This window comes from Pseudomonas sp. AN-1, from assembly GCF_034057115.1.
Lineage (GTDB): Bacteria > Pseudomonadota > Gammaproteobacteria > Pseudomonadales > Pseudomonadaceae > Geopseudomonas.
In genome coordinates, this window is record NZ_CP139195.1 from 819,278 (window position 1) to 844,196 (window position 24,919).

The 24,919-nt window shown below is 64.8% G+C and carries 21 protein-coding genes; 5 read left to right on the top strand and 16 right to left on the bottom strand.

The window, feature by feature from the left end:
- Positions 1-57: 57 nt before the first annotated feature.
- From SK095_RS03650 to SK095_RS03675, 6 genes are all read right to left on the bottom strand, one after another.
- The gene (locus SK095_RS03650; protein ID WP_320547892.1) at positions 58-1,224 is read right to left on the bottom strand and encodes an acyl-CoA dehydrogenase family protein; all 1,167 of its coding nucleotides are present in this window, start codon (positions 1,222-1,224) and stop codon (positions 58-60) included.
- 10 nt (positions 1,225-1,234) lie between these two features.
- The gene (locus SK095_RS03655; protein WP_136490415.1) at positions 1,235-2,410 is read right to left on the bottom strand and encodes a lipid-transfer protein; all 1,176 of its coding nucleotides are present in this window, start codon (positions 2,408-2,410) and stop codon (positions 1,235-1,237) included.
- 17 nt (positions 2,411-2,427) lie between these two features.
- Complete coding sequence (locus SK095_RS03660; protein WP_320547893.1) at positions 2,428-2,847, bottom strand: MaoC family dehydratase; 420 nt, start codon at positions 2,845-2,847, stop codon at positions 2,428-2,430.
- Positions 2,819-3,949 (bottom strand): acyl-CoA dehydrogenase family protein, encoded by a 1,131-nt coding sequence (locus tag SK095_RS03665; protein WP_320547894.1) that lies wholly within the window; start codon positions 3,947-3,949, stop codon positions 2,819-2,821. The genes SK095_RS03660 and SK095_RS03665 overlap by 29 nt, the downstream gene beginning before the upstream one ends.
- A 10-nt stretch (positions 3,950-3,959) precedes the next feature.
- Positions 3,960-4,919, bottom strand: coding sequence for an OB-fold domain-containing protein (locus tag SK095_RS03670; protein ID WP_414153880.1), 960 nt, complete (start codon positions 4,917-4,919; stop codon positions 3,960-3,962).
- Between the two features lie 74 nt (positions 4,920-4,993).
- Complete coding sequence (locus SK095_RS03675; RefSeq protein ID WP_320547896.1) at positions 4,994-5,776, bottom strand: SDR family oxidoreductase; 783 nt, start codon at positions 5,774-5,776, stop codon at positions 4,994-4,996.
- A 137-nt stretch (positions 5,777-5,913) separates the two neighbouring features.
- Between SK095_RS03675 and SK095_RS03680 the strand changes: the two genes are divergently transcribed.
- Positions 5,914-6,699, top strand: coding sequence for an enoyl-CoA hydratase (locus tag SK095_RS03680; RefSeq protein WP_320547897.1), 786 nt, complete (start codon positions 5,914-5,916; stop codon positions 6,697-6,699).
- Positions 6,700-6,708: 9 nt separating this feature from the next.
- Here the strand turns inward: SK095_RS03680 and SK095_RS03685 are convergent, their stop codons facing one another.
- From SK095_RS03685 to SK095_RS03715, 7 genes are all read right to left on the bottom strand, one after another.
- On the bottom strand, positions 6,709-6,939 hold the full coding sequence (locus SK095_RS03685; protein ID WP_090347856.1) for a hypothetical protein: 231 nt from the start codon (positions 6,937-6,939) through the stop codon (positions 6,709-6,711).
- A 392-nt stretch (positions 6,940-7,331) separates the two neighbouring features.
- Positions 7,332-8,495 carry a helix-turn-helix transcriptional regulator gene (locus SK095_RS03690; protein WP_320547898.1) on the bottom strand — a complete coding sequence of 388 codons (1,164 nt, stop codon included), beginning with the start codon at positions 8,493-8,495 and terminating at the stop codon, positions 7,332-7,334.
- Complete coding sequence (locus SK095_RS03695) at positions 8,495-9,811, bottom strand: DUF1329 domain-containing protein (protein WP_320548865.1); 1,317 nt, start codon at positions 9,809-9,811, stop codon at positions 8,495-8,497. Before SK095_RS03695 ends, SK095_RS03690 begins: the two co-directional genes overlap by 1 nt.
- 75 nt (positions 9,812-9,886) lie before the next feature.
- A complete protein-coding gene (locus tag SK095_RS03700) occupies positions 9,887-11,512 on the bottom strand; it encodes a DUF1302 domain-containing protein (protein WP_320547899.1) in 1,626 nt (541 codons plus the stop codon).
- 206 nt (positions 11,513-11,718) lie between these two features.
- On the bottom strand, positions 11,719-12,621 hold the full coding sequence (locus SK095_RS03705; RefSeq protein ID WP_320547900.1) for a VOC family protein: 903 nt from the start codon (positions 12,619-12,621) through the stop codon (positions 11,719-11,721).
- Between the two features lie 102 nt (positions 12,622-12,723).
- On the bottom strand, positions 12,724-13,800 hold the full coding sequence (locus SK095_RS03710; protein ID WP_320547901.1) for a Rieske 2Fe-2S domain-containing protein: 1,077 nt from the start codon (positions 13,798-13,800) through the stop codon (positions 12,724-12,726).
- 17 nt (positions 13,801-13,817) lie between these two features.
- A complete protein-coding gene (locus SK095_RS03715; protein ID WP_320547902.1) occupies positions 13,818-14,969 on the bottom strand; it encodes an acyl-CoA dehydrogenase family protein in 1,152 nt (383 codons plus the stop codon).
- A 516-nt stretch (positions 14,970-15,485) separates the two neighbouring features.
- Here SK095_RS03715 and SK095_RS03720 point away from each other — a divergent pair.
- Genes SK095_RS03720 through SK095_RS03730 form a run of 3 tightly spaced genes read left to right on the top strand, consistent with a single transcriptional unit; the run spans position 15,486 to position 19,497 of the window.
- On the top strand, positions 15,486-16,334 hold the full coding sequence (locus tag SK095_RS03720; protein WP_320547903.1) for a Hachiman antiphage defense system protein HamA: 849 nt from the start codon (positions 15,486-15,488) through the stop codon (positions 16,332-16,334).
- A 46-nt stretch (positions 16,335-16,380) separates the two neighbouring features.
- Positions 16,381-17,826: a DEAD/DEAH box helicase gene (locus SK095_RS03725; protein ID WP_320547904.1), complete on the top strand. Its 1,446-nt coding sequence runs from the start codon at positions 16,381-16,383 to the stop codon at positions 17,824-17,826.
- A 21-nt stretch (positions 17,827-17,847) separates the two neighbouring features.
- Positions 17,848-19,497 (top strand): helicase-related protein, encoded by a 1,650-nt coding sequence (locus SK095_RS03730; RefSeq protein WP_320547905.1) that lies wholly within the window; start codon positions 17,848-17,850, stop codon positions 19,495-19,497.
- A gap of 82 nt (positions 19,498-19,579) precedes the next feature.
- On the opposite strand, the gene SK095_RS03735 is transcribed toward SK095_RS03730, so the two are convergent.
- Positions 19,580-21,439 (bottom strand): DUF262 domain-containing protein, encoded by a 1,860-nt coding sequence (locus SK095_RS03735; RefSeq protein ID WP_320547906.1) that lies wholly within the window; start codon positions 21,437-21,439, stop codon positions 19,580-19,582.
- 450 nt (positions 21,440-21,889) lie between these two features.
- On the opposite strand from SK095_RS03735, the gene SK095_RS03740 reads away from it, so the two are divergent.
- Complete coding sequence (locus tag SK095_RS03740; protein ID WP_320547907.1) at positions 21,890-22,231, top strand: DUF2790 domain-containing protein; 342 nt, start codon at positions 21,890-21,892, stop codon at positions 22,229-22,231.
- Between the two features lie 78 nt (positions 22,232-22,309).
- Here SK095_RS03740 and SK095_RS03745 read toward each other — a convergent pair whose 3' ends face one another.
- Complete coding sequence (locus SK095_RS03745; protein WP_320547908.1) at positions 22,310-23,140, bottom strand: DMT family transporter; 831 nt, start codon at positions 23,138-23,140, stop codon at positions 22,310-22,312.
- A gap of 170 nt (positions 23,141-23,310) precedes the next feature.
- Positions 23,311-24,912, bottom strand: a complete 1,602-nt coding sequence (locus SK095_RS03750; protein ID WP_320547909.1) for a FadD3 family acyl-CoA ligase — start codon at positions 24,910-24,912, stop codon at positions 23,311-23,313.
- Positions 24,913-24,919: the final 7 nt, after the last annotated feature.

Genomic DNA, 24,919 nt, shown 5'->3' on the forward strand with positions numbered 1-24,919 from the left:
CCTACAGTGGATCGGCGCGGCCCGGAAGCCCGCCATGCGAACCCCGGGCGCTTGCCCTCAGCGCCCGCGCGGCATGCCGAGGCCGAACTGGGCGATCAGCTCGCGCTGGATCTCGTTGGTGCCGCCGCCGAAGGTGAGGGTCACCGAGGCGCGCACCTCGTACTCCAGCTCGCCCTGCAGCAGGGAGGCCGCCGAACCCTCGCGGATCAGGCCGTTGGCGCCGACGATCTCCGACAGCTTGCGCAGGATCTCGATGGCCGACTCGGCGCCGTAGACCTTGGTGGTCGAGGCCAGCGCCACGCCCATCTGCCCGCGCTCGAGGTCGGCGGCGATGCGGAAGTTGATCAGGCGCATCGCCTCCAGCCGTGCGTAGCACTCGGCCAGCGCGCTGCGCACCCAGCCGTGGTCGACGGCGCGGCGGCCCTGCTCGTCGGCGCTCCTGGCCCACAGGTAGACGCGGCGGAACAGCCCGGCCACCTTGTCCGCCCAGGAGCCCAGACCCAGGCGCTCGTGGTTGAGCTGGGCGGTGATCAGCTTCCAGCCGCCGTTCAGCTCGCCCACCAGCATGTCGGCCGGCACCTTGACGTTGTCGTAGTAGGTGGCCGCGGTCGGGTTGCTGCAGGTCGGGATCACCGTGGTCGAGAAGCCCGGCAGCTTCGTGTCGAGGATCAGGATCGACACGCCCTTGTGGCGCGGGCGCTCCGGGTCGGTGCGCGCGGCCAGCCAGATGTAGTCGGCCGCCTCGGCGCCGGAGGTCCACAGCTTGTTGCCGTTGACCACGAAGTGGTCGCCTTCCGGGCGCGCGGTGGTCTTCAGCACCGCCAGGTCGGAGCCGGCATCCGGCTCGGAGTAGCCGATGGCGAAGATGATCTCGCCGGCGGCGATGCCGGGCAGGAACTTCTCCTTCTGCAGCGCGGTGCCGTACTCCATCAGCGCCGGCCCCACCGTGCTGATGGTGACGAAAGGCAGCGGCGCGCCGGCGATGTTGGCCTCCTCGAAGAAGATCAGCTGCTCGGTGGCCGCGTAGCCCTGGCCACCGTGCTCCTTCGGCCAGCCGACCGCCAGCCAGCCGTCGCGGCCCATCTGGCGGATGGTCTGGCGGTACAGGTCGCCGCCTTCCTTGCCGCGCAGCTCGCTGCGCAGCTCGGGAGTCATCAGGTTCTGGAAGTAGTCCCGCACCTTGAGGCGCAGGGCGTGTTGCTCGGGAGTCAGGTCGACAAACATGTTGCGCTCCTCAGGCCGCGCCCAGGATCAGGCCGCTGGTGGGTACGCCGGTGCCGGCGGTGACCAGCACGTTCTCCGCGCCGGCAACCTGGTTGACCGAAGTTCCGCGCACCTGGCGCACGCCCTCGGCCACGCCGTTCATGCCGTGGATGTAGGCCTCGCCCAGCTGACCGCCGTGGGTGTTGATCGGCAGGCTGCCGCCGCGGGCGTGCAGGCCGTCACGGATGAAGTCCTTGGCCTCGCCGCGCTTGCAGAAGCCGAACTCCTCCAGCTGCGGCAGCACGAACGGGGTGAAGTGGTCGTAGATCACCGCGGTCTGCAGGTCCTGCGGGCCGAGGCCGGACTGCGCGTACAGCTCGCGCGCCACCACGCCCATCTCCGGCAGGCCGGTGATGTCCTCGCGGTAGAACGAGGTCATGCTCTGCTGGCCCTCGGCGATGCCCTGCGAGGCGCCCTTGATGATCACCGGCTTCTGCCGGAGATCGCGGGCGCGTTCGGCCGAGGTGATGACCATGGCCACCGCGCCGTCGGACTCCTGGCAGCAGTCGAGCAGGTGCAGCGGTTCGCAGATCCAGCGCGAGGCCTGGTGTTCTTCCAGGGTGATCGGCTTGCCGTAGAAGAACGCCGCCGGGTTGGTGGCGGCGAAGTCGCGCACCGCCACGGCCACGCGGCCGAAGTCCTCGCTGGTCGCGCCATAGGTGTGCATGTAGCGCTGGGCGAACATGCCGACCCAGGCGGCCGGGGTGTGGAAACCGTGCGGCATGTACCAGCCGTAGTTGACCGCGTCGAAGATCGGCGCACCGCCGAAGTCGTGCGGCTTGCCGAAGCGGTACCAGGAACGCTCGTTCATCGCCCGGTACACCACCACCACCTTGGCCACGCCGGTGGCCACGGCCATCGCCGCGTGCATCAGCGGCGCGCAGGCGCCGCCGCCACCGTGGGGGATCTGCGAGAAGAACTTGACGTTCTTGCAGCCGAGCAGGCGCGCCACCTCGTACTCCGGCACGTTGTCCATGGTGTAGGAGCTGAAGCCCTCCACCTCGGACGGGTCGATGCCGGCGTCGGCCAGCGCGCCCAGGGTGGCTTCCATGGCCAGGCGCAGCTCGGTGCGCCCGGAGTTCTTGGAGAATTCGGTCGCGCCGAGGCCGACGATGGCCGCGCGTCCGGAAATCGAATTGCTGGTCATATCCTGTCTCCTGCGCCTTACGGCAGCACCAGCGTGGCCGTGCCGGTCACGTGGTTGCCCATGGAATTCTTGCCCTTGAGCGTCACCTGCACGGTGCGGCTGGCGGCGTCCTGAGCGGTCACTTCGCCGCTGAAGGTCATGGTGTCGCCCGGGTAGTTGGGCGCGCCGAGCTTGATCTTCAGGTCGGCGAAGCGCGCGGCGGGGCCGGCCCAGTCCTCGACGTAGCGCTGCACCAGGCCGCTGGTGGTGAGGATGTTCATGAACACGTGCGGCGAGCCGAGCTCGCGCGCGGCGTCCTTGTCGTGGTGGCCAGGGAAGTAGTCACGGGTGGCGATGGCGCCGGCGGTGATCAGCTGCACGGTGATCGGGATCGCCAGCTCCGGCAGCGCCTGGCCGGGGAGCACTTCGTCAAATGCCTTGGTTTTCTTCGAGGTCATATTTCCATCCCAGCTTGTCGTTGTTGGCCAGCCAGTCGCCGAGGCGCTCGAGGGTCGCGGCGCTGCCACCGAGGGTGATACCCAGGGCGCGGCTCCAGTAGAGGTAGCGGTGGATCGGATAGGTCAGGTCGACGCCGATGCCGCCGTGCACGTGTTGCGCCTTGTGGCCGACCAGGTGGCCGGCCTCGCAGGCGAGATACTTGGTCGCCAGCGCCTCGGAAGTCGCCGGCAGGCCGGCGTCGAGGCGCCAGACCAGTTGCCAGAGCGCCGAGCGCAGCGCTTCGACGGCGATATGCGCGTCGGCCATGCTCATCTGCACCGCCTGGAAGCTGCCGATGGCGCGGTCGAACTGGCGGCGCTCGTTGACGTATTCCACGGTGCGGCGGATCTGCTCGACGGAGACGCCCAGCTGCAGGGCGGCCAGCGCGGCGATGGCGCGGCTTTCCAGCCAGTCCAGCGCGGCGACCGGCAGCAGCGCCCCGGTCGGCACCACCACGGAGCTGAAGCGCAGGTCGGCGACCGCCTCGCCCTGGGTGAACACCCCGGCGGTCTTGTCGATGCCGGCCACGCGCAGGTCGACCAGCAGCAGGCGCGGCGCGCCGGCAACGTTGGCCAGCAGCAGGGCCTGGCAGACGTTGGCGCCCAGCGGCACGGCGGACGCCGTGCCGTCCAGCTGCCAGCCGCCTTCTACTTCGCTGGCCTCGAGGGCGATGCCCTTGGCATTGGCCAGACCGTCGAGCGCCAGGGTCAGCAGGCGCTGGCTCTCGGCGGCGGCCTGCACGGTCTCGGCGGCGTCAGGGGCGAATTTCGCCAGGGTGGCGGCGGCCAGCTGGTGGCGCCACAGCGGCACCTGGCCGAGCGCGCGGCCCTGGGCTTCCAGCACCAGCATCAGCTCGGTCATGCCCAGGCCGCTGCCGCCGAAGTCCTCGGGGATGGCCAGGGCGTGCAGGCCGGTTTCCACGCAGCTCTGCCACAGCGCGCCCATGAACGGCTCGCCGGAGCCGTCGAAGGCGCGCAGGCGGTCGTCGGTGCAGTAGTCGGCGAACAGGCTGCCGGCCATCTCGGCGATGGCGCGCTGTTCCTCGTTCAGTTCGAAGTCCATGGTCCTCTCCTCACTGCGCGACCGGCCGGAACAGCGGCAGGATCAGTTCGTCGTCGAAGGTGTGGAACTCGACCTGCACGGCCTGGCCGATGGCCAGCTCGTCGCGCTTGACGCCGACCAGGCCGGCGGTCAGGCGCACGCCCTCCTCCAGCTCGATCAGGCCGATCGGGTTCGGGTAGTCGAACGGCGGCACTTCCGGGTAGTGCATGACCACGAAGGAATAGATCGTGCCCTTGCCGGAGGACTGCACGCTGTCCCAGTCGAAGGAATGGCAGCTGGCGCACACCGGTGCCGGCGGATGGCGCAGGGTGTTGCAGGCGGTGCAGCGCTGGATCAGCAGCTTGCCTTCGGCGCAGCCTTCCCAGAAGAAGCGGGTGTCGTCGCTGATGCCGGGCTTGGGCCGCTTGATCTTCGGGATGGCAGAGGCGCTGTCGCCCTCGGCGGCCGGCTTGACCGGGTTGGCCGGACGGAACTTGAACACGCGGAACAGCAACTGGCCAACCGGCTCGTCGCCTTCGGGCTGCTCGGAGAAGAAGCTCATCACCAGGGTGACGAAGTAGCCGGTGCCCAGCGCGGTAGTCTTCTCATCGCCCACCGCGTCGAGGCGGGTGGTGTAGTAGAGCTTCTCGCCGAGTTTCACGTAGCGGTCGAAGCTCAGGTCGGAGTTGACCGCCACCACCGAGGCGAAGCCGTTGGCTTCCAGCAGCTTGAGCACCTCGTAGGGGTTGGCGTCGGTGGACCCCGGCGCGTAGTTGTTCTGATGCAGGCCTTCCAGGCACCAGGCCTGCAGCATGGCCGGCGGCGCGACGATGCCGCCGTGCTCCGTGGTGGCGGCGTAGTCGGCGTCGAGGTACAGCGGGTTGTCGATGCCCATGACCTCGCACCACTGGCGGATCATCGGCGCGTTGACCGCGTCCCAGGCGTAGACGCGACCGTACTCGCGTCCCACCATGGCCCGCACGGCGGGCATGAATTCTTGTTCAGCCAAGATGTTCTCCTCGGAGTTGAGGGCGGCCCGCCGCACGGCGGACGCGCCGGCTTCGGTCATTGATGGGCGGAATTGGCTGCGGCGAGGAAGGCGGGCGTCTCCCCGCCCCCGTGCAGCAGGAGGTTGCAGCCGCTGGCGTAACCTGCCAGCGGCGAAGCGATGTACAGGCAGGCGTTGCCGATGTCCTCGGGAGTGGCCATGCGTCCGGCCGGGATGGTGCCGGCGACCGCGGCGATGCCCGCCTCGTCGCCGTAGTGCAGGTGAGCCTGCTCGGTGCGCACCAGCCCCGGACTGACGGTGACCACGCGCACCTTGGGCGCCCACTCCACCGCCAGCGAAGTGACCAGCGCCAGCACGCCGGCCTTGGCCGCGCCGTAGGCGGCGGTGCCCGGCGAGGGACGCAGGGCGCTGATGCTGCCGATGAACACGATCACCCCGCCCTCTTCCTGGCGCTGCATCAGCCGGTTGGCGTGCTGGGCGACATTCAGCGGAGCGATCAGGTTGAGGCGGATGATGCCCTCGTGGAAGCGCGGCGAAGCCTCGCCGGCCAGCACGTGCGGGCTGCCGCCGGCGTTGTTGACCAGCACGTCGAGGCGCCCGCAGCGCTCCTCGATCACCGCGAACAGGGTGGCCAGCGAGTCGGCGTCGCGCACGTCGGCGGGGAGGAATTCGGCCTGGCGGCCGTCGGCTTGCGGCAGCGCCTCCGGGGCGTTGCGACCGCAGACCAGCACGCGGGCGCCGGCGGCGAGGAAGCTCTGGGCGATGCCCGCGCCGACGCCCTTGGTGCCGCCGGTGACCAGCACCACCTTGCCGGTGAAATCGAGGTTCTGAGTGGCCATTGCATGCTCCTTGATAGCTGCATGGCTTCACTCTAGGGACTGGCAGTCAGCGAACTCGTCGTTCAAACGGACGATGAGTGACGGCCCCGCACCTGCGAACAATCGCCCATCGCTCCCGTCTTGCAGAGAGGTCGCGCATGTCCGCCGACAACCTAGTTCCCGTGCTTCTCGACTTTCCCGCCGAAGGCGTCGCGCGCCTGCGCCTGAACCGCCCGCAGGCCACCAACGCCCTCAGCCTCGAGCTGCAGGCGCTGCTCTCGCGGCACTTCGCCGAACTGGGCGAGGACCCGGCGGTGCGCTGCATCGTCCTCACCGGCGGCGACAAGGTGTTCGCCGCCGGCGGCGACATCACCAGCATGGCCGGGGTCGGCGCCATCGACATCTACCAGCGGCATACCGAGCGGGTCTGGGCGCCGATCCAGCACTGCCCCAAGCCGGTGATCGCCGCGGTGTGCGGCTACGCCTACGGCGGCGGCTGCGAGCTGGCGATGCACGCCGACATCATCATCGCCGGGCGCAGCGCGCGCTTCTGCCAGCCGGAAATCCGCATCGGCATCATGCCCGGCATCGGCGGCACCCAGCGCCTGGTGCGCGCGGTGGGCAAGGCCAAGGCGATGCGCATGGCGCTCACCGGCGCACCGATCAGCGCCGAGGAAGCCTGGGTCGCCGGGCTGGTCAGCGAACTGGTCGACGACGCCGAGGTGCAGGAACGCGCCCTGGAGATGGCCCGCGACATCGCCGCCATGCCGCCGCTGGCCGCCGAGCAGATCAAGGAAGTGATCCTCGCCGGCATGGACGCCTCGCTGGAGGCTGGCCTGGCCCTGGAACGCAAGGCCAACGCCCTGCTGTTCGCCTCGCGCGACCAGAAGGAAGGCATGCAGGCCTTCATCGACAAGCGCAAGCCGCGCTTCGAGGGGCGTTGAGGGCCTTCCTCAGCAGGCGAGCAGCTTGTCCTGCACCGACAGACGCATCACGTAGCCGAGCTTGACCAGCGACGGGCCGACGATGGTCAGCATGTGCGAGCCGACCACCAGGCCGAGGCCGATGGCCTCGTCGAAGCAGTAGGCGCCGAGCACGCCGACGAGCAGGATGACCACGCCGGACACGACCAGATTGTTGGCCAGATGGAAGACTTTGCTGGGGGATTCAAGCACACCGGACATCTCAGGTACCTCCACAACGGGTTTCAGCAGTTGCAGAAGACCAATCAGGAACCGTGCCAGGCGGGCGGGGGCTTGCAGATCAATAACCTAGCGAAGAACTCGGACATTTGCGGTCGAAACGACACGAAAAACAGCTGTCATAGCGACTACACAAGCGAGTCTGAATGACCCGCACGCCTTGCCGTAGGGTGCGCCCTGCGCACCATCCAGTGCGCCGTTTGTCCGCACGCAGACAAGGTGCGCACGGCGCACCCTACCGGAGTATCTTGCCGAACGCCGCGCACGATTGTCCGGCCAGCTCCCGGAGCTGCCCAGTTGGCCCCTGAGCCGATTAATCCACCTATTCGGCTCACCAGATGAGCCGAATAACCGCCGCAATCGGCTCACGCCCCTCAATCCAACGCCACCACACTGCACAACAACAGCTGCACCAGCGCGGTCTGCCGCTTCACCCCCGTCTTGGCGAACACCGCGCGCAGGTGGCTGCGGGCGGTGTTGCGGCTGATGCCCAGGCGCGCGGCGCTTTCCTCGAGGGTCAGGCCTTCGCCGAGCAGCACGGCCAGTGCGGCTTCGGCCGGGGTGAGCTGGTAGAGCTGGCGCAGCAGGGGCTCGGAAGGCTGCGCCGGGCGGCTGCTGTCGCGCAGGATCAGCTCGACGGCCGCGGCGCGGCCGGCCTCGGCGCTGGCGGAAAGGGGGATGCTGCGCACCAGCACGCTGAGGCCGCCGGGCTGGCCGCCGCGATCCAGGGCGATGGCTTCCACCAGGCCGCTGCCGTTGCGGCCGGCGGCGGCCTGCTTGATCAGCCGCCACAGGCGGCGGTCGTCGCGCGGGGCGACGGCTTCAAGCATGCCGTTGTGCAGCTGCAGGCTGTCGCCCTCGGCGAGGATCTCCTCGGCGACCTTGTTGATCCGGCAGATGCCGCCGTTCTCGTCGAGCAGGATCGAGCCGATGCCGATGCGCTCCAGGGTGCCGACGTACAGCCGGCAGGCGCTCTCCACCCGGTCGAGGTGGGCGTACAGGCGCAGCGCGCGCCGCAGATGCGGCAGCAACAGGGCGCACAGAGCCCGCTCCGTCTCGCTGAACGGCCCGCTCTGCGGCGGGCGGCTCAGACGCAAGCGGAATTCACGCTCGCGGCCGTCGTCGCTGCGGATGTCGGCGCCCATCATGTAGCGCACCTGCAGCGGTTCGAGAAAATCGCGGTAGATCACGCTGGCCAGCCACTCGCGCTCGTCGATCAACTCCTCGAGCATCACCACGGTGTCGCGCGGCAGGTTGACGAACGGGTCGACCGCGTACAGCGAACTGCTGTACAGGGCATGTATGTGCGGCCGCGCCTCGCCGGCGAACACCACCAGGCCGCGGTCCTCGGCGCTGGGCAGGCGGATGGTCAGCGAGGCGTAGTTGGCGCGGAACTGCCGGCGCAGGGCGTCGAGCAGGGCGTTCCACGGCTTGTCCTCGAGCAGGCCGTCGTAGACCAGGCCGATCAGCCCCTGCAGCTCGGCGTAGCTGGTGCCCGCAGCGAGGCAAGGGGCGCACGCGCCCCCTGCCCCGTCCATCACAGACCGCCCCGGCGGGCCGCCTCCGGTCCGAACATCGCCGGGCGGAAGCCCGCCACGTTCAGCTTGAAGCCCTTGGGCTGCTCGTTGATCAGGTTGAACGCCAGATAGGTGTTCTCCAGCAGGTCGTGGTACAGGCCGACACCGGCCTGCATCGTCTGGGTCTCGTAGGCGTAGAAGAAGTTGAGCATCGAGGTGCGCCACAGTTCGCCGCGGCTGTCGTAGTTGTCGGCGACGATGGGGAACCAGGTGTCCTCGTCGATGTACAGACGACGCTTGCCGTACAGGTGGCGGTAGTCGGTCTTGAGGGTGCCTTCCAGCACCCACACGCGGTGCTTCTCGTAGCGCATGTGGGTCGGGTCGATATGGCCCGGCTTGAGGAGGTCGGCGTACTTCAGCTCCGGTGAATGGATGCGATAGGCGTTGTAGGGAATGTACAGCTCCTTCTTCTCGACGATCTTCCAGTCGTAGCGCTGGCCGGAACCGTTGAACAGCCGTACCTCGTCCACCGTGATCGAGCCGCCGGTGCCGGGGAACGCCATGTCGAAGCCATAGCCGGGGGCCTGGCGCACGCGGCGGGTGCCCGGGTCGTAACGCCAGCTCTGGCGCGGCTCGGTCTTGTCGTTCCAGAACTCCATGCCGGTGTTCACCTCGCCCTTGTCGCGCAGCGGCAGCAGGGTCTCGTTGAGGTAGAAGGACGACTGGCCGCTGGTGTCGCCGATGCGCCCCGGCTCCAGGTGCGGTGCCAGGTTCTTCGAGTGCACGCGGCCCCAGTTGACCTTGCCGTCGCGCAGCACATAGGCGTTGTCCGAGACGTATTCCTCGGTCCACGCGCGCACGGTGAACAGCGAGGCGTTCTTCAGCAGTTCCAGACCATTCTTCGGCAGCGGGAACGGCGTGCCGCCGGTCTTGGCCACCACGCCCTCGCCGTCGTCGGTCAGCTGGGCATAGCCGACGTTGGCCTTGGTCGCCTGGCACACGCTGTCGTTGAAGCGGAAGTCGCGGTGCGAGGGATAGACCGGCATGCGGAAGGTCTCCGGATACTGCCGGAACAGCGCCTTCATGCCGTCGGTGAGGTGCTGCTCGTACTCGGCCATGTTCGCCGCGGTGATGGTGAACAGCGGCTTCTCGTCCGCATAGGGATCGAGCGGATGGTTGCCGGTGCCCTGGAAATTCACATGGGGCGGCGCGCCCAGCCACTTGCCGGAATACTCCGGAATGCTGCCGTCGGCGTTGCCGGCGCGCTCGGCGCCCATGCAGGTGAGGGTGCTGCTGTCCAGCTGGGCCGCTTCATCGGTCTTGGCCAGTGCCGGCATGGCGAGCGCGAACAGCGCGCCGCAGGCGAACAGGCTGGCGAGTTGCGTGTGCTTCTTCATGGGTCCCTCCCCTTCTCAATAGGTGTACTTGGCGTTCAGCGACAGGTAGTCGCGATCCGCCAGGGTGCGGCCGTTGGCGATGTCGGCCGAGCCGAGGTAGCCGACGTAGGTCAGGCCGACCTGGAAGTTGCCCAGGTACTTGAAGTCGCCGCCGACGGTGATGCGCTTCTCGTCGCGGCCCAGGCCCGAATAGGCGCTGCCGGAGACGTTCTGGTTCCAGAACACCTTGGTGGTCAGGTCCCAGCCGCTGAACAGGCTCGGGTAGTCGAACATCGCGCCGACGCCGACCAGCGTGCTGCCGCGGGTCTGGCCGTCGTACTCGAAGTCGTCGAAGGTGCCGTTCTGAATGCCGCCGGTCACGACCAGATCCTCGACGCTGTCGATGCGCTGGTGCACCACCTCGCCCATCAGCGTGGTCTGGTGGGCCAGTGCGGTCGGGCCGATCATGTACACGGCGTTGAGGTTGCCCTGGATCAGGTTGCCGCGGGTCGGCGCGCCGTTGGACAGGTAGACCGCGGCGTCCTCGCGGTAGCTGAGGTCGCTGCCGATCTGCACCGCATCGCCGAGCTTGGTGCTCAGGCTCAACCCGGTCAGGGCGATGTCGTCGAAGTAGCCGAGCTGGTAGGCCGGCGCGTTGCCCGGCCCGGTACCGCGGCCCACGCGCTTGAGCGAGGAGTACTGGGTGTTGCCGGTGAAATCGAAGAACAGCGCCGGCACCCGGTCGTGGTAGCGGTAGTGGTAGAGGCCGACCTCGGTGTTCTGCGCCAGCTGGTAGCGCAGGCCCAGGCCCCACTGGCCATCGTCGTCCGGCTCCACCTCGCCGGCGTAGTTGACCACTGCCCCCCCGGGCAGACGGAAGAACTGCGCGCCCGGTCCGAAGTAGTCGCTGCCGAAGAAGTCGCCCACCGGGTTGATCAGGGTCTCTTCCCACTCGTACTGCCAGAAGCCGACCAGGGTCAGGTCGTCGGTCAGCGAGAAGGATGCCGACAGCTGGCCGACCGGCAGGTAGGCGTCCTTGGCCTCGGTGCCCGGCACGTTGAACTTGGTGGCGTCCACCGGCGCCTGGCCCTGGCTGATGTTCGGCCAGAACAGGCTCTCGCCCCAGGCCACCAGGTGGCGGCCGGCCTTCACCGACAGGTAGCGGTCGTCGAAATTCCAGCTGCCGAACACGAAGGCGTCCAGCAGGCGGAACTCGCCGCCGCTGCGCTCGCGGGTCTTGTCGATGAAGTGGTCGTGGGCGCCGAACTTGTTGACGGTGGCCGGCGAGTCGTTGTCGTTGCTGCCGTGGTAGGCCGCATCGTAGAAGTGGCTGGCGCGGACCATGGCGCCGACGTTGTCGTGGCGCAGCAGGGCCTCGCCGAACAGGCTGACGCGGTTGGTGATCAGCGAACCGCGGTCGAAGTTGCGCGTGCCGTCGTCGGAGTTGATATCGTTGAGGTACTCGTCGGCGGGCTTCTCGGTCCGCACCGAGGCGGTGTAGTTGACCGTCAGCGACGATTCGAGGGTGGTCGACTCGCCGAGTTCGAGGGTCGGCAGGGCGCTCGCCGCCCCGCTGCTCAATGCCACGGCCACTGCGAGCAACTCGCGCAGGTACGGCGGCTGGCCGGCGCGCCGGCACTCCTTTCTTGCTGCCTTGGGCATACTGCCTCCGGATTATTGTTTTTCTGGCATTGCAGGCCCGCGCTCGGACAAAGCCACCACGCGGGCAGGTCCATGACCCCGCCGCGCGTGAATCCGGCGCGGCGGGGACGGGTCCAGTGTGGGAATGGGCGGGTGGGTGACACATCACCCATTTGAGGGATATCCGGGCGTGATGCGCTCGGCAGCACGCCAGGTGGTGTCGCGGCTCAGTTGGCCGGCGCGTTGAAGCCCACGCCGAAGTCATGCCCCCACACGCTCACCTCGCTGGCCTCGTAGACGCTGTGCCGCGTCCAGTCGAGGACCAGGCCGCCGAAGCCATACTCGATGGCGAAGCCCGAGGGGGTGTCCATGTAGAAGGAGGTCATGCGGTCGTTGACGTGCTGGCCGAGGGTGGCCATCAGCTTCACGCCCGCGCGCTGCATGCGATCGTGGGCGCGGCCGACTTCCACCAGGTTCTCCACCTCCACCATCAGGTGCACGCAGCCGCTGGGCACCGGCGCGCCGAACAGCGCCAGGCTGTGGTGGCGGCCGTTGTTGCAGTGCAGGAAGTAGATGGGGATGGCCGGGGCGTCCGGCGCCGGCTGGAAGCGGTGGATGTCGGACAGGCCGAAGCCCATCACATCGCGCAGGAACGCCCAGGTTTCATCGAAGTTCGACGCCGGCAGCACGGTGTGGCCCATGCCCAGCTCGCCGGTGACGAAGCCCGGCACGCCGGCCGGCGAGACGAAGCGGCGAAAGTCCGAGCGCACGCCCCATACCAGCTCGTGCAGGTTGCCGGACGGATCGCGCAGGCTGGCCAGGCCGTTGACCCGGCGCACCGCGCACAGCTCGGCGCAGCCGCGCTCGTAGGGCACCCCGGCACGCTCCAGCTCCGCGCAGGCCTGCTCGAAGGCTTCCTCGCCCGCCAGCTCCCAGCCGCTGGCCACGTAGCGGTCGGCCGGCCCGCCCGAGACGAACAGGCGGAACGGCCGCTCGTCCATCTTGATATAGAGGTCGCCCAGCGGCCCCTCCTCCACCATCATGCCCAGCACGTCCTCGGCCTGCCGGCGCCAGGCGCCCAGGTCGCGGCTCGACGCCACCACGTAGGCCAGTCCACGAATGTCCATCATCGGATTCTCCTCGTCGCATTCCCCCTGTAGGGGCGAATTCATTCGCCCAAATGCCCCGCAAGGCGAATAAATTCGCCCCTACAGGCGGGAGCTGCCTTGGCGTCAGCCTCTCAGGTGGCGCAGTTCCGGCTTCACGCCGATGTAGTCCATGTCGATCTCGTGCTCGTAGCGGCGGGTCGACTCCTCGGACGCCTCGTTGATCGGCTGGAAGAACTGGTCGTACCACTTGCGCGCGTGGTAGATCGGCCCGTCGCTCTCGCACAGCATCGGGTTGCCGATGCGCACCTTGTTGTCCCAGATGGCCACGTCGGTGCCGAGGGCGATCTGCTGCAGCTCGGTCCACTCGGCGACCAGCTGCTGGTTCTCCGCCTTGCTCAGGCCCGGGATGAACTTGGTGGCCACGCCGAAGTGCAGGGTGAAGCTGTTGTGGTCGATGGCCGTGTTGCCGACGATGTAGATGGTCTCCATGTAGTGGCCCTTGTACGGTCCCTTCAGCGACACCAGCAGCACGCCCGGCCCGTAGTAGGTGGCGTAGGTGATCACCGCCTCGCCCGCGCTCATGATCCGCGAGCCGGAAATCTGCACCTGGGTGGCCTTGTGGTCCTCGAACAGGTTGGCGAAGAACAGCGACGGCGACTGGTGCGTCTCGTCGAAGTGCCCCATGTCGACGATGTTGTCCACCAGCTCGCGGCTGTTGGCGTTGATCACCCACTCCGCCCAGCGCATCTCGCTGTACTCCGGCGAATACAGCTCCTCCAGGCGCGGGATCTCCTGGCCCTCGATCGGCGGGTTGCCGTCCGGGTCGTGCCAGATGAACAGCGCCTCGTTCAGCTCGGCGGTGGCCCAGCGGCCCACCCGCGCCTTCGGCGGCACGCGCTTGCAGTAGGGAATGCTCACCGCCTTGCCCTCGCGGTCGAACTGCCAGCCGTGGAACGGGCAAACCACCTTGTCGCCTTCCAGGCGGCCGTGACTGAGGTCGCCGCCCATGTGCGGGCACCAGGCGTCGAGCACCTGCAGCGCGCCGTCGGAGGTCTGGAACACCACCAGGCGGTAGCCGAAGGCGTTCACCGTATGCGGCTTGCCGTCCTTGTACTTCTGCGCCGAGCCCAGGCAGTGCCAGCCGCGGGCGTAACGCTCGGGGATCGGGTCGGCGATGATCTTTGCGCGATTCATGGACATGGTCGGGTCTCCTGGGCTCAGAGGAAGCTGTCGGTGGTGGTCTGGTCGGTGAGGGCGATGAAGCCGAAGGCGCGGCCGAACAGGTCGACGTTGTTGGCGATGTGCGCGCGGCCGGTGAACACGTCGAGGAAGATCCGCGTCAGCGGATAGCTGCGGTAGGTGCCGGCAGCGCCGCAGCAGCGCAGCAGCTCGTTGATGTGGTGGGCGCACTCGTTGGCCACCTGGGCGAGCTGGTAGCGCTGGCGCAGCCGCTCGTTGACCGGCGCCGCCTCGCCGCGCTCGGCCCAGGCCATCTGCACCTCGTAGTGGCGCTTGCGGTTCTCGACCATCTGCTCGTGGGCGACCACCGCGCGGGCGTAGGCCAGCTGCGCGTTGGGATCGTCCACCGTGCGCATGCCGACGTTCTTGCTGATGCCCTGCTTGGCGTAGTCCTTGAAGTGCTGGATGGCCGCCGCCAGGCCGCCGAGGCAGGCGTTGGACACCGCCGGGATGAACATCTGGGCGAACGGCACCCGGTACAGCGGCGCCGTGTTCAGCTCGCGACCGGGGTTGGCCGCGTCGTCGTGCTGCTGGGTGGCGTGGGTGCGGTGCAGCGGCACGAAGGCGTCCTCGACCACGATGTCGTGGCTGCCGGTACCGCGCAGGCCGATCACCTCCCAGTTGCGCTCGATGCGGAAATCGCGCTTCGGCACCAGGAAGGTCCGATAGCTGTTGCCCTTGCCGACGCCGGGAGTGATGTTGCCGCCGAGGAACACCCAGTCGCAGTGCTCGCAGCCGGTGGAGAAGCCCCAGCGCCCGCTGATGCGGTAGCCGCCCTCCACTTCCGTGACCCTGGCCACCGGCATGTAGGTCGAGGCCACCAGCGTCGAGGCATCCTCGCCCCACACCTCCTGCTGCGCCTGCTCGGGAAACAGCGCCAGCTGCCACGGATGCACCGCCACCACGCCGTACATCCAGGCGGTGGACATGCAGCCCTCGGCCAGCGTCTGCTGAATCTCGGCGAACACCTTGGGTCCGAACTCGAAGCCGCCGTGGCGTTTCGGCTGCATGACGCGGAACAGCTGCGCCTCCTGCAGCGCGGCGATCACCTCGTCGGCCACCTTCAGCTCGGCCTCGGCCTGCGCGGCACGCTCGGCCAGCAGCGGCACCAGCGCCCGGGCACGGGCCATCAGCTCCTCGGGGGAAATTCTTGTTGTTTGATCCATCGACTCACCCATGGTCGTGCGGGAAAAAGTCGCGGGCCGCCAGCGTTTGCGCGGCGGCTCGCCCTGTGTGACACGGGTTGGATTCTTTGGCGGGGGCCGGGGGGCGACATCATCCGAATGGAGTAGCCGCGCGGGTAGTGTGGGTTTTGTTGATCTGGAGCAAGGAATGGAGGTTGGCAGAGACGGCAAGAACCGGATGGGGAGCGTCAGTGGTTAGCGTTGGTTGGGCGTTACGACAGCTTGTCTCGGTTGTCTTTTATCTGGGCCACGCGCTAACCTCGTCACCAGTACGAATACCACATGCAAAAGGAGTTGCCGTCATGCATAACTGCCTTTCAGCTCCGCCTCTTTTGCACAACTCACATTCCAGAGTTGCTTAATATATTCAGCCTGGGATATTACCCACTAAGTTTTTCGGGACATTATGCGCTACTTGGTGTCTATTTTTAGTTAGCCCCTCGCGCAAAATCAGGAACGGGAATGCCTTGGACTTCTAAACACATTAAATGGCTCGTCGACACGGGCGAGCGACTGAAGACCGCCGACGGAAAAAATATCGAAGTCTGGGAGCTTCAACATCAGGACGACGACGATGTACTCTCCGAATGGGCGAAACACTTCAGAAATCATTATTGCCTGGACACTGAGATCGACTTCCTCCGAGGAAAACGCACTCGATCGGATTACCTTATCAATATAAAATTCCCAAGCAGAACATCCAAACTCGGTCCAGGAATCCGAGCGGGAGATTTTGGGGAAATCCTGATTTCTGACTTCATTCAATGGCTTTTCGGTTATTGGGTCCCCAGGGTTCGGTGGTCATCGAAGGTTGTTCGCGATGAGTCGCCCAAGGGCAGCGATGTCATTGGGTTCCGGCTTCACAAAAAAGACGGAGAAGCCTCCACCAATGACTCTTTATTTGTCTTTGAATCCAAGACAAAGTTCTCCACCTCCAAGATTAACCGCCTACAGGATGCAATCAACGATTCAGCCAAAGATCACATTCGAATAGATGAATCGCTGAACTTCATCAAGCAAAAGCTCTTTGAAAGAAGAGACATCGAGGCGGCCCAAAGGATCGAGAGATTTCAAAACCCCGTCGATATGCCTTATATGGAAACCTACGGCGCTGCGGCTATCATTTCTGATGAATGTTTCGACGCCAAAGAATTGGCTTCAGCAGACTGTAGAAAAATCCCCAAATCCTCAAAATCCAAAGAATTCCTCCCCCATCCTAATGGTGACAGCCTTGTCCTCTTGGTTATCAAAGGACCAAGTATGATGGACCTTGTTCACGAACTCTACAGGAGGGCTGCGATTGAGGCCTGAACAGAAATCCAAACTCCTGCTTGGTGTAACCCGATCAAAAGCCAAGATGCTCGAGTACCGTATTCCGGAAGAACACCACATCAAAATTGTGCAAGATCCGGCCAAGCTCTTCACTATCTCTATTGGCTTACTGGGGGACCTTGCTGCCGCCATCAACCGAGACGAGATAACCCCAGATTTGCTTTCGAAGATGAAGAGCAATCTGGCTTTCTCTGCACGCTTTTTCGACTCGTACCTCCAATCAAAGCTCAACGAGACTCTTGACCCATACCTTTTACTGCTAGGCTCAGCCTCCTACTACTTATGCGACTCACCAGGAAGCGCATTAGTCTTAGCAAGCAAGATGAATGACCATGTTGGAAATCTTCGAATTAATGAGCTTTACTGCCCTGACCTAGAGGGCGAAGGGCTCGAATTCCTATTGCTATGGCTACTGCAGTCAGATTTAAGCAACTACTTCTCAGATACAAACTCCAAATTTGGCAGGCATATCGACCACATCTCTTACAGCGTGTGCAGACTTTTTTTGACTGGAGAAAGCGCCACCTTAGAAAACGAAATAAGCCAATTAAGAGAGCACGCTTATTCTTTTGGAACTCCTAGGCAACTATTGCTTTGCGATGCAATATGCGCCATCATTAAAAAGAAAATCATTAATTCTGCATGGCTCTGCTTACCACATTACTCAGACTTACCAAAAAGCCTATGGAGCAGTGCAATCAAGAAGCGCTCATTCATCAAAGAACTCTGGCCTGCGCAACATCTACTGGGTAAAGCCAGCGTCCTTAGAGGAAAGTCCGCTATTATTCAAATGCCTACCAGCGCAGGCAAAACAAAATCAATAGAAATCATCCTTCGTAGCGCATTTCTTGCAGACCGTACGTCTCTGGCCATCATCATCGCCCCATTCCGTGCTCTTTGCAGCGAAATTAAAAACAGCCTTTCTGAAGCATTCCACGATGAACTCATCAAGGTTAATGAGTTGTCCGATGCTTTACAGACGGACTTCGATATCGCCGAACTCCTAGGCCATCAACAGATCTTGGTTGTGACTCCTGAGAAGCTGGCCTACGTCCTTCGGCATGCTCCAGAGCTGACTACCAAAGTTGGGCTACTGATCTTTGATGAAGGCCACCAGTTTGATAGTGGCACGCGGGGCATCACATACGAGCTGCTCCTAACATCGCTGCGCTCCATGATTCCCGAAGGTGCCCAGAAGGTGCTGATCTCAGCAGTCATCAGCAATGCCGAGGCTGTCGGAGAATGGCTTAACGGCGAGCCTAATGTCGTCAAAGGAACAAAACTTATTCCGACTTTCAGATCTGTCGGCTTCGTAAGCTGGCTTGATCAATTGGGGAGAATCGAGTACGTCGACAGCCGTGACACCGAACAAAACGAGTTTTTTGTTCCGAGGGTGATTGAGAGATTTAACCTCGGAAGAAGAGGTAAAGAGCAGAATGATCGGCACTTCCCAGAGAAAGACGACGGCTAGGCCATTGCGCTTTATCTCGGCATGAAGTTAGCCATTAACGGCAGCGTCGCTATTTTTTGCGGCAAAAAATCCACAGCGACGAGCATCTGTGAAAAAGCAGTGAAGCTCATTGAACGCAGCATTCCTCTTCCGCTGCCACAAGATTTTTCAGACCGGAATGAGGTTGAGCGACTCCATTATCTCCATGTTAAAAATCTTGGAGTTAAAGCGTCTGCCTCAATGAGCGCCGAGCATGGCATACTCTCTCATCATGGCAACACGCCACATGGCATCCGCCTTTCAGTAGAACACGCTATGCGTGAAAACCTCGTGCGATTCGTTGTGTGTACTTCCACATTGGCACAGGGCGTAAATCTTCCTATTCGATACCTCATTGTGACCAGTGTCTACCAAGGCATGGAGCGCATCAAGGTTCGTGATTTCCAAAATCTCATTGGCCGTGCGGGGCGGGCCGGGATGCATACTGAGGGTAGCATTCTGTTTGCAGACCCGATTGTGTATGACAAACGACGCAATCGAAAGGATGGCTGGCGGTGGAATATAGTCAAGGAATTGCTTGACCCAACCAAATCAGAGGAATGTGTAAGCAGCCTCTTTCAACTGATCCCTCTGATTATCCGGAATGATCGAACCAAGTCAAAAGACAATAAAAATCACACATTAAAATGGGACATCCTGTCTTTTGCCAAAGCTCATATAAGCGGGCGGGATTCCCTGAATGAAAATATTGGCAAGATTGCTAAGCAATACGGTGGATACGGCTTCACGGTCGATACGATTAGACCCCAGTTCGAATTTTTCAGCCTAACTCTCTCTTCCATCGAAGGCTTTCTTCTATCCAACTGGGATGCTGTCGATGATGATGGACTGGAGGAAGCAGACATTACTGATCTCGCGAAACAGACCTTGGCGTATTCTTTAGCGGACGACGAGAAACGGGAGCAGATTCAAGAACTATTCAAGATTTTAGCTGAAAATATATCAGAAAACATAGAAGACATTAACCATCGAAAAGCCTTTGGCAAGACATTATATGGCGTGAACGATGCTAAAGAGATTGAGGCATGGGTACAAAATAATGCTGACGGACTTATTGAAACCCAGAGCGCAGACGAAATCCTCGACCTCACGTGGCCACTAATAACCAGACACACAAAAAACAAACCATTCAATAAATTCAACAATAAGGAAGTTCTGAGAGAAATTGTACAGAATTGGATTACCGGGACCCCATTCCATGAGCTTTTCCAAATCTCCGAAAAAAATACATGCAAGCTCGGCAAGGGCGCGAAGCCTAGAAAAGTCAAGATAGAAAACATCATTGACATCTGCGAGGGTGGACTTGCCTATGATGGAGCTCTTCTTGTGAGCGCATTATGTGAATTCATACAAACCCTTGATCGCGAAGGAGCAGGCGACCTGATCAATCGTCTACAGCTCTTTCAAAAGCGCCTTAAATATGGACTACCCACTGAAACCAGCATTGCACTTTATGAGCTTGGCTTTTCGGACAGAGTCATTTCTCAGGACCTCGCTGCGTCCTTGAACCTAGCAGCGGCTCAGAAAAAGGATCTCGTGAAGGCGCTGAAACGCGACCGAGACGGAGCCGAGGCGGTGTTGGCGAAATATCCAAGCTATTTCCAGAAACGAATGAATGAAATATTGGGTTAACAAGGTGCTACACCGGCCGGCAATTCCGCTACGTTCCATTGCCGGCTGGTAAGCTTGGTCATAAGAACGTATCAAGCCTCGCTCACACATCCCCCACCGGATAAGGCCAAACCCCACAAGCCACCTCGGCCAGCACCTCCCCCCTGGCCAGAATCTCCCGCTCCGCCCAGTCCTCCAGCGCATGCAGCTCGCGGCTCAGCCCCGGCTGGCCGTACCTGAGCAGCTCCGCCTTCTTCACCTCCCACGGCGAGCGCGACAGCGCCGGGTTCAGGCTGCCGGCGAGCAGCGTCAGGTTGCCCAGGGTGTGTTTGAGGCGGTCGCGTTGTTCGGTGAAGGCCTGTTTGCCTTGCGGGTTCTTCTGCACGGCTTTCGGCAGCGGCCAGTGTTCGTCCCACTTCTGCGGCAGGATGTGTTCGATGGCAAACGCGGATGGCTGGGCTTCCGCCGCGCTTTCTTGGTTGCCGAGCGCGGCGTCGAGGGCTTCCAGCACGGCGCGCACGCGGTACTGCGGCCACCACTGGTACAGCGGGTGGTCGAGTATCGCCCGCTTGAGTTCGGCATCGGTGGGGAAGCGCGCGCCCTCGCCTTCGCTGGCCAGCAGGAACTGCTCGACGGCGCGGGCGCTGATGTTGCCCCGGACCTCCAGATGGCGGATCAGGTCGAGGAACGGGCGGTTGTAGTTCTTGCTGGTCAGGCCGCAGATCATGCGGCGGAACAGGAAGGATTCGAGCACGTCGAGGATCGACTCGAACTCGTTCTCCTGCTGCGGGCGCAGCTGCCGGCTGCACAAGAGCAGCAGCGGATAAATCGCCGAGGTGTCGAGCGTCTCCAGGCGCTTGAGGAAGCGCGCCAGGTGCGAGCCCGATTCGGGGCTGGCGAACTCGCGGAAGTGCTCGGCGTAGCCGGCGAGCAGCGCCAGGTGTTCGCCGGCGCTGGTGGCCTCGCCGATCAGGCAGGAGCGCCAGTCGTCGGTGTACTGCACGTAGTGCTTGTACTCGTCGAACAGGTGCACGAAGCGGATGTCCCGGCGCATGGCCAGGGTCAGGAAATGGCGCATGAAGATGTCGATGCGCGGCCGGCTGTCGCGGCCCTGGCGGATTTCCTCGCGCCAGAACTCGCCGTCGAACTGCGCCCAGCAGGTGCGGTAGAGCAGGTCGATGTCGTCGCCCTCGGCCTGGGCGCGGCGGAACAGGAAGTTCTTGATCAGGTCGGCCGGCAGCAGCTGGGTGCCGCGGGCGTTGAGGGTCTCGAAGATCACCTGGGCCTCGTCGTGCTCGCCGAGTTCGATCACCACGAACTGCAGGCCCTTCTGCACCACCGCCCAGAGCGCCTCGAGGCGGTCCTCCAGCTCCAGGCAGGGGCGTTCCTCGACCGGCTGCGCCAGCCAGTCGGCGAACTGTTCGTGGAAGTACAGGTAGGCGCCGGCGATGCCCTGCTCCAGGTCGACGGCCTCGCCGGTTTCCTGCAGCTGCGCCAGCAGCGCCGCGGGGCTGCCGGCCTGGTGCACCAGGGCGTAGGCGCGGCGGTCGAAGTTGGTCGGCAGCAGCTTGCAGATCTCCTCCGGCCGGTCGACCAGCGCGGCGCGGTTGGAGACCAGCGAGTCGAAGCGCTCGAAGTAGCGCGCGCTGCCGAGGCTCCCGCACAGATCGCGCAGGGCGATCAGCAGCAGTTGCAGGGTGGTGAAGCGCTGCTGGCCGTCAATGACCTGGCGCAGCTGCACCCAGCCGGTGGTGTCGAACACCTGCTCGATCACCACCGCGCCGAGGAAGTGCGGGCGCAGCCGCTGGCCGGCCAGCGCCAGGCCGAGCAGGCGCTCGACGTCATCCCACAGCGGCTGCCAGTTGCCCTCGCGCCGCCACACGTAGGGGCGCTGGAACAGCGGGATCTGGTAGCAGACGGTGGGCTCGAAGATGCGCATCAGGGGACGGCTGTTGGCTTCCATGAACAGGTTCCTGCAGAGGGTTTCGAGAATCGGCTGGGCCGGATCATACACCGCCTGCGGCGGCGTGCATGGCCCATGCCTGCGCCGCGCACGGCGCCCCAGGCGATGAATGGCAGGTCGCGCCGATCGGCCCCGCCACCCGCCGGGGAGCCGTGCCGTCGAAGCGGCGGACAGCCCGCGGGCCGGTCGATGATGGCGGTCTAGACGCGCGCGCCCCGGGCGGCGAATCGGCGGCGGCAGTCGGCCCGCGGCAGCGGCCGTAGCACGCACCGGGCCGGGCGCGAGAGAAGCGGACGAACGGCCGCGCCCGCGGCAGCAGGGCGGACCCAGTCTGCTAGCGTTACGGCTGACGGAACCCGTGCAGGGTTGCCGGACAGCCGATGCCCAACCCGGTGCCCCTGCATCGAAAGATCATGATGGAGCCCGATTCCTGATTCCGGGAGGCATCCCATGAAGCTGTTGAAAAGTCGATCCATGCAGTTGTGCTGTGCCGTCGCCGTGCTCTCGGCCGTGTCCGCCACGTCCGTGGTCATCGCGCAAAGCGAAAGCGATACCCCGCCCCCGCTGATGGTGATGGAGGGCGTGAAGGACGTGCAGACCCCCGAGTTCAAGCAGTACCAGTACGGCATGCCGCTGGACATCTCCAAGGTGGTCAAGGTCGAGTACTTCATTCCAGACAAGGCCAAGACCTACTGCGGAGCCATTCCCGCGGCCATGACCTACGAGGACTCCAAGGGTGAAAAACGCGGCCTGGTCTACCTGTACCCGGAGACCTCCGGCTGCACCAACTAGGGCATGAAAGGCGCAGTCACGACCGGCGCAGTTGCGGCTGCGCCGGCCGGCTGCAGGTGAACAATCCCCCCAAGTCTCTCAAGGAAGCCGCAGGGTCACTGCGCCGAGCGCGATGACGCAGGCGGCGGCGATGCGAACCGCGCTCAGCCGTTCCTTGAGGATCAGCCCCGAGATGGCCGTGGCAAACAGGATCGAGGTTTCCCGCAGGGCGGCGATCACCGCCACCGGCGCCAGGGTCATGGCCCACAGCGCCAGGCTGTACGAGGCGATGGTGCCGAAACCGCCGATCAGTCCGTAGTGCCAGTTGCCGCCGAGGTAGCGGACCAGCGCCCCGCGCCTGTGCAACTGCGCCAGCGCCCAGGCGACCAGCGCCAGGCCGCTGAGCAGGAAGATCCACAGGCCATACGCGACCGGCGCCCCGGACAGGCGTACGCCGACGCCGTCGATCAGGGTATAGCCGGCGATCACCCCGGCATTGGCCAGCGCGAGTCCCAGCCCGGGGCTGCCGGCGAGCCCGCGTCCGGCCATGCCGAGGATGCCGCCGCAGATGATCGCGATGCCCAGCCAGGCGCTGCCGCTCAGCGGCTCGCCCAGCCAGTAGATGCCGAGGACCGCGACCAGCAGGGGCGCGCAGCCGCGCATCAGCGGGTAGGCATGGCTCATGTCGGCGACCTGGTAGGCCCTGGCCAGCAGGGCGTAATAGACCACCTGGAGCAGCACCGACGCAGCGATGTACGGCCAGCTCGGCGCGGCCGGCTGGTCGAGGAACGGCAGCGCCACGCCGGCGAGCAGCGCGGCCGAGCCGGCGACCAGCACGGTGGTGAGCAGCTTGTCGCTGCCGCCCTTGACGATGGCGTTCCAGGAGGCGTGCAGCAGGGCCGCGAACAAGACGATTCCGTAGACGGTCACGAGGGGAGTCCTTGCGGGATGGCTCTCCAGTGTATAGCCGCGCCGGTGAAACTTTGACGGCCGGCGCTCCCTCGATCACAGCAGGACTGTAGGGGCGAATTCATTCGCCTTCGCGGGGCATTCTGGCGAATGAATTCGCCCCTACAGCGGATTGGGCTTGCCCGCGCCGCTCAACCCACCGCGGCGCGCAGCTCGGCCTTCACCACCTTGTTCGACGCATTCACCGGCAGCGCGTCGAAGAAGCGCACCAGGCGCGGCACCTTGTAGTTGGCCATGCGCTGGCGCGACCAGGCGATCAGCCCGGGCTCGTCGAGCTGCTGGCCGGGGCGCAGCACCACGCAGGCGCAGCCGACTTCGCCCATGCGCTCGTCGGGCACGCCGATCACCGCGACCTGGGCGATGGCCGGGTGTTCGAGCAGGCCAGCCTCGATCTCCGCCGGGTAGCAGTTGAAGCCGCCGACGATGAACATGTCCTTGAGGCGGTCGGTGATGCGCAGGTAGCCGCGCGCATCCAGGGTGCCGACGTCGCCGGTGTGCAGCCAGCCCTCGGCGTCGATGGTCTCGGCGGTGGCCTGCGGGTTCTCGAAGTAGCCCTGCATGACGTGGAAGCCGCGCAGGCACACCTCGCCCGCCTCGCCCGGCGGCAGCGGGTGGTTTTCGCCGTCGACGATGCGCACCTCGGTGCCCGGGAGCGCGCGGCCGCAGGTGGTGGCCACGGTCTCGGCGTCGTCGGCCGGGTCGCAGATGGTCGCCAGGCCGCCGCACTCGGTCAGCCCGTAGGCGGTGGTGACCACCGCGAAGCCCAGCTCGCGGCGCATGCGCTCGACCAGCACCGGCGGGATGGTCGCCGCGCCGGTGACGGCGATGCGCAGGCTGGACAGGTCGGACTCGGCCAGCTTGGGGTGGGCGAGCATCGACAGGTACAGGGTCGGCGGGCCGGGCAGCACGGTGATGCGGTCGCGCTCGATGCGCTGGAACACCGCCTCGGCGTCGAACACCGGGTGCGGCAGGATGGTCGCGCCGCCGAGCAGGCAGGTCAGCCAGCCGGCCTTGTAGCCGAAGGCGTGGAAGAACGGGTTGACGATCAGGTAGCGGTCGCCGGGGCGCAGGCCGATCACCTGCACGTATTCGGCGAAGGCGCGCAGGTTCTGGCCGTGGGCACTCATCACGCCCTTGGGCTTGCCGGTGGTGCCGGAGGTGAACAGCAGGTCGGACAGGTCGTCCGGGCGCACGGTCAGGGCGCGCGCCTGGGCCTCGTCCATGTCGACCGCTGAGCCTGCGGCAAGGAAGCCCTGCCAGCTCAGGTCGCCATGGTCGGAGGGCGCCTCGCAGGGCAGCACCACCACGCGCTGCAGGCAGTCCGGGCGGTGGGGTTCGAGCATCGCCGGGTAGTCGACGCCGAGGAACTGGCCGACGCAGAACAGCAGGCGGGTGCCGCTGCGTTCGAGGATGTCGGCGGCCTCGTTGCCCTTCATGCGCGTGTTGATCGGCACCAGGGTGGCGCCGGCGCAGTGCAGGCCCAGCGCGGCGAGGATCCAGTCGTAGCGGTTCGGTCCCCACACGGCGACGCGGTCGCCGGGCTGGATGCCTTCGGCGATCAGCGCGCGACTCACCGCGAGCACCCGCTCGGGCAGCTCGGCGTAGTCGATGCGCACCTCGCCGTCGGCCAGGGCGCAGAGTCCGGCGTGGCGGCGCGCGGCGGCGAACACCAGGGCGGGAATGGTCGGCGGCACGCCCTCGGCGGCCGGGGTGGTCAGCGGAATATCGGTCATCTCGGCC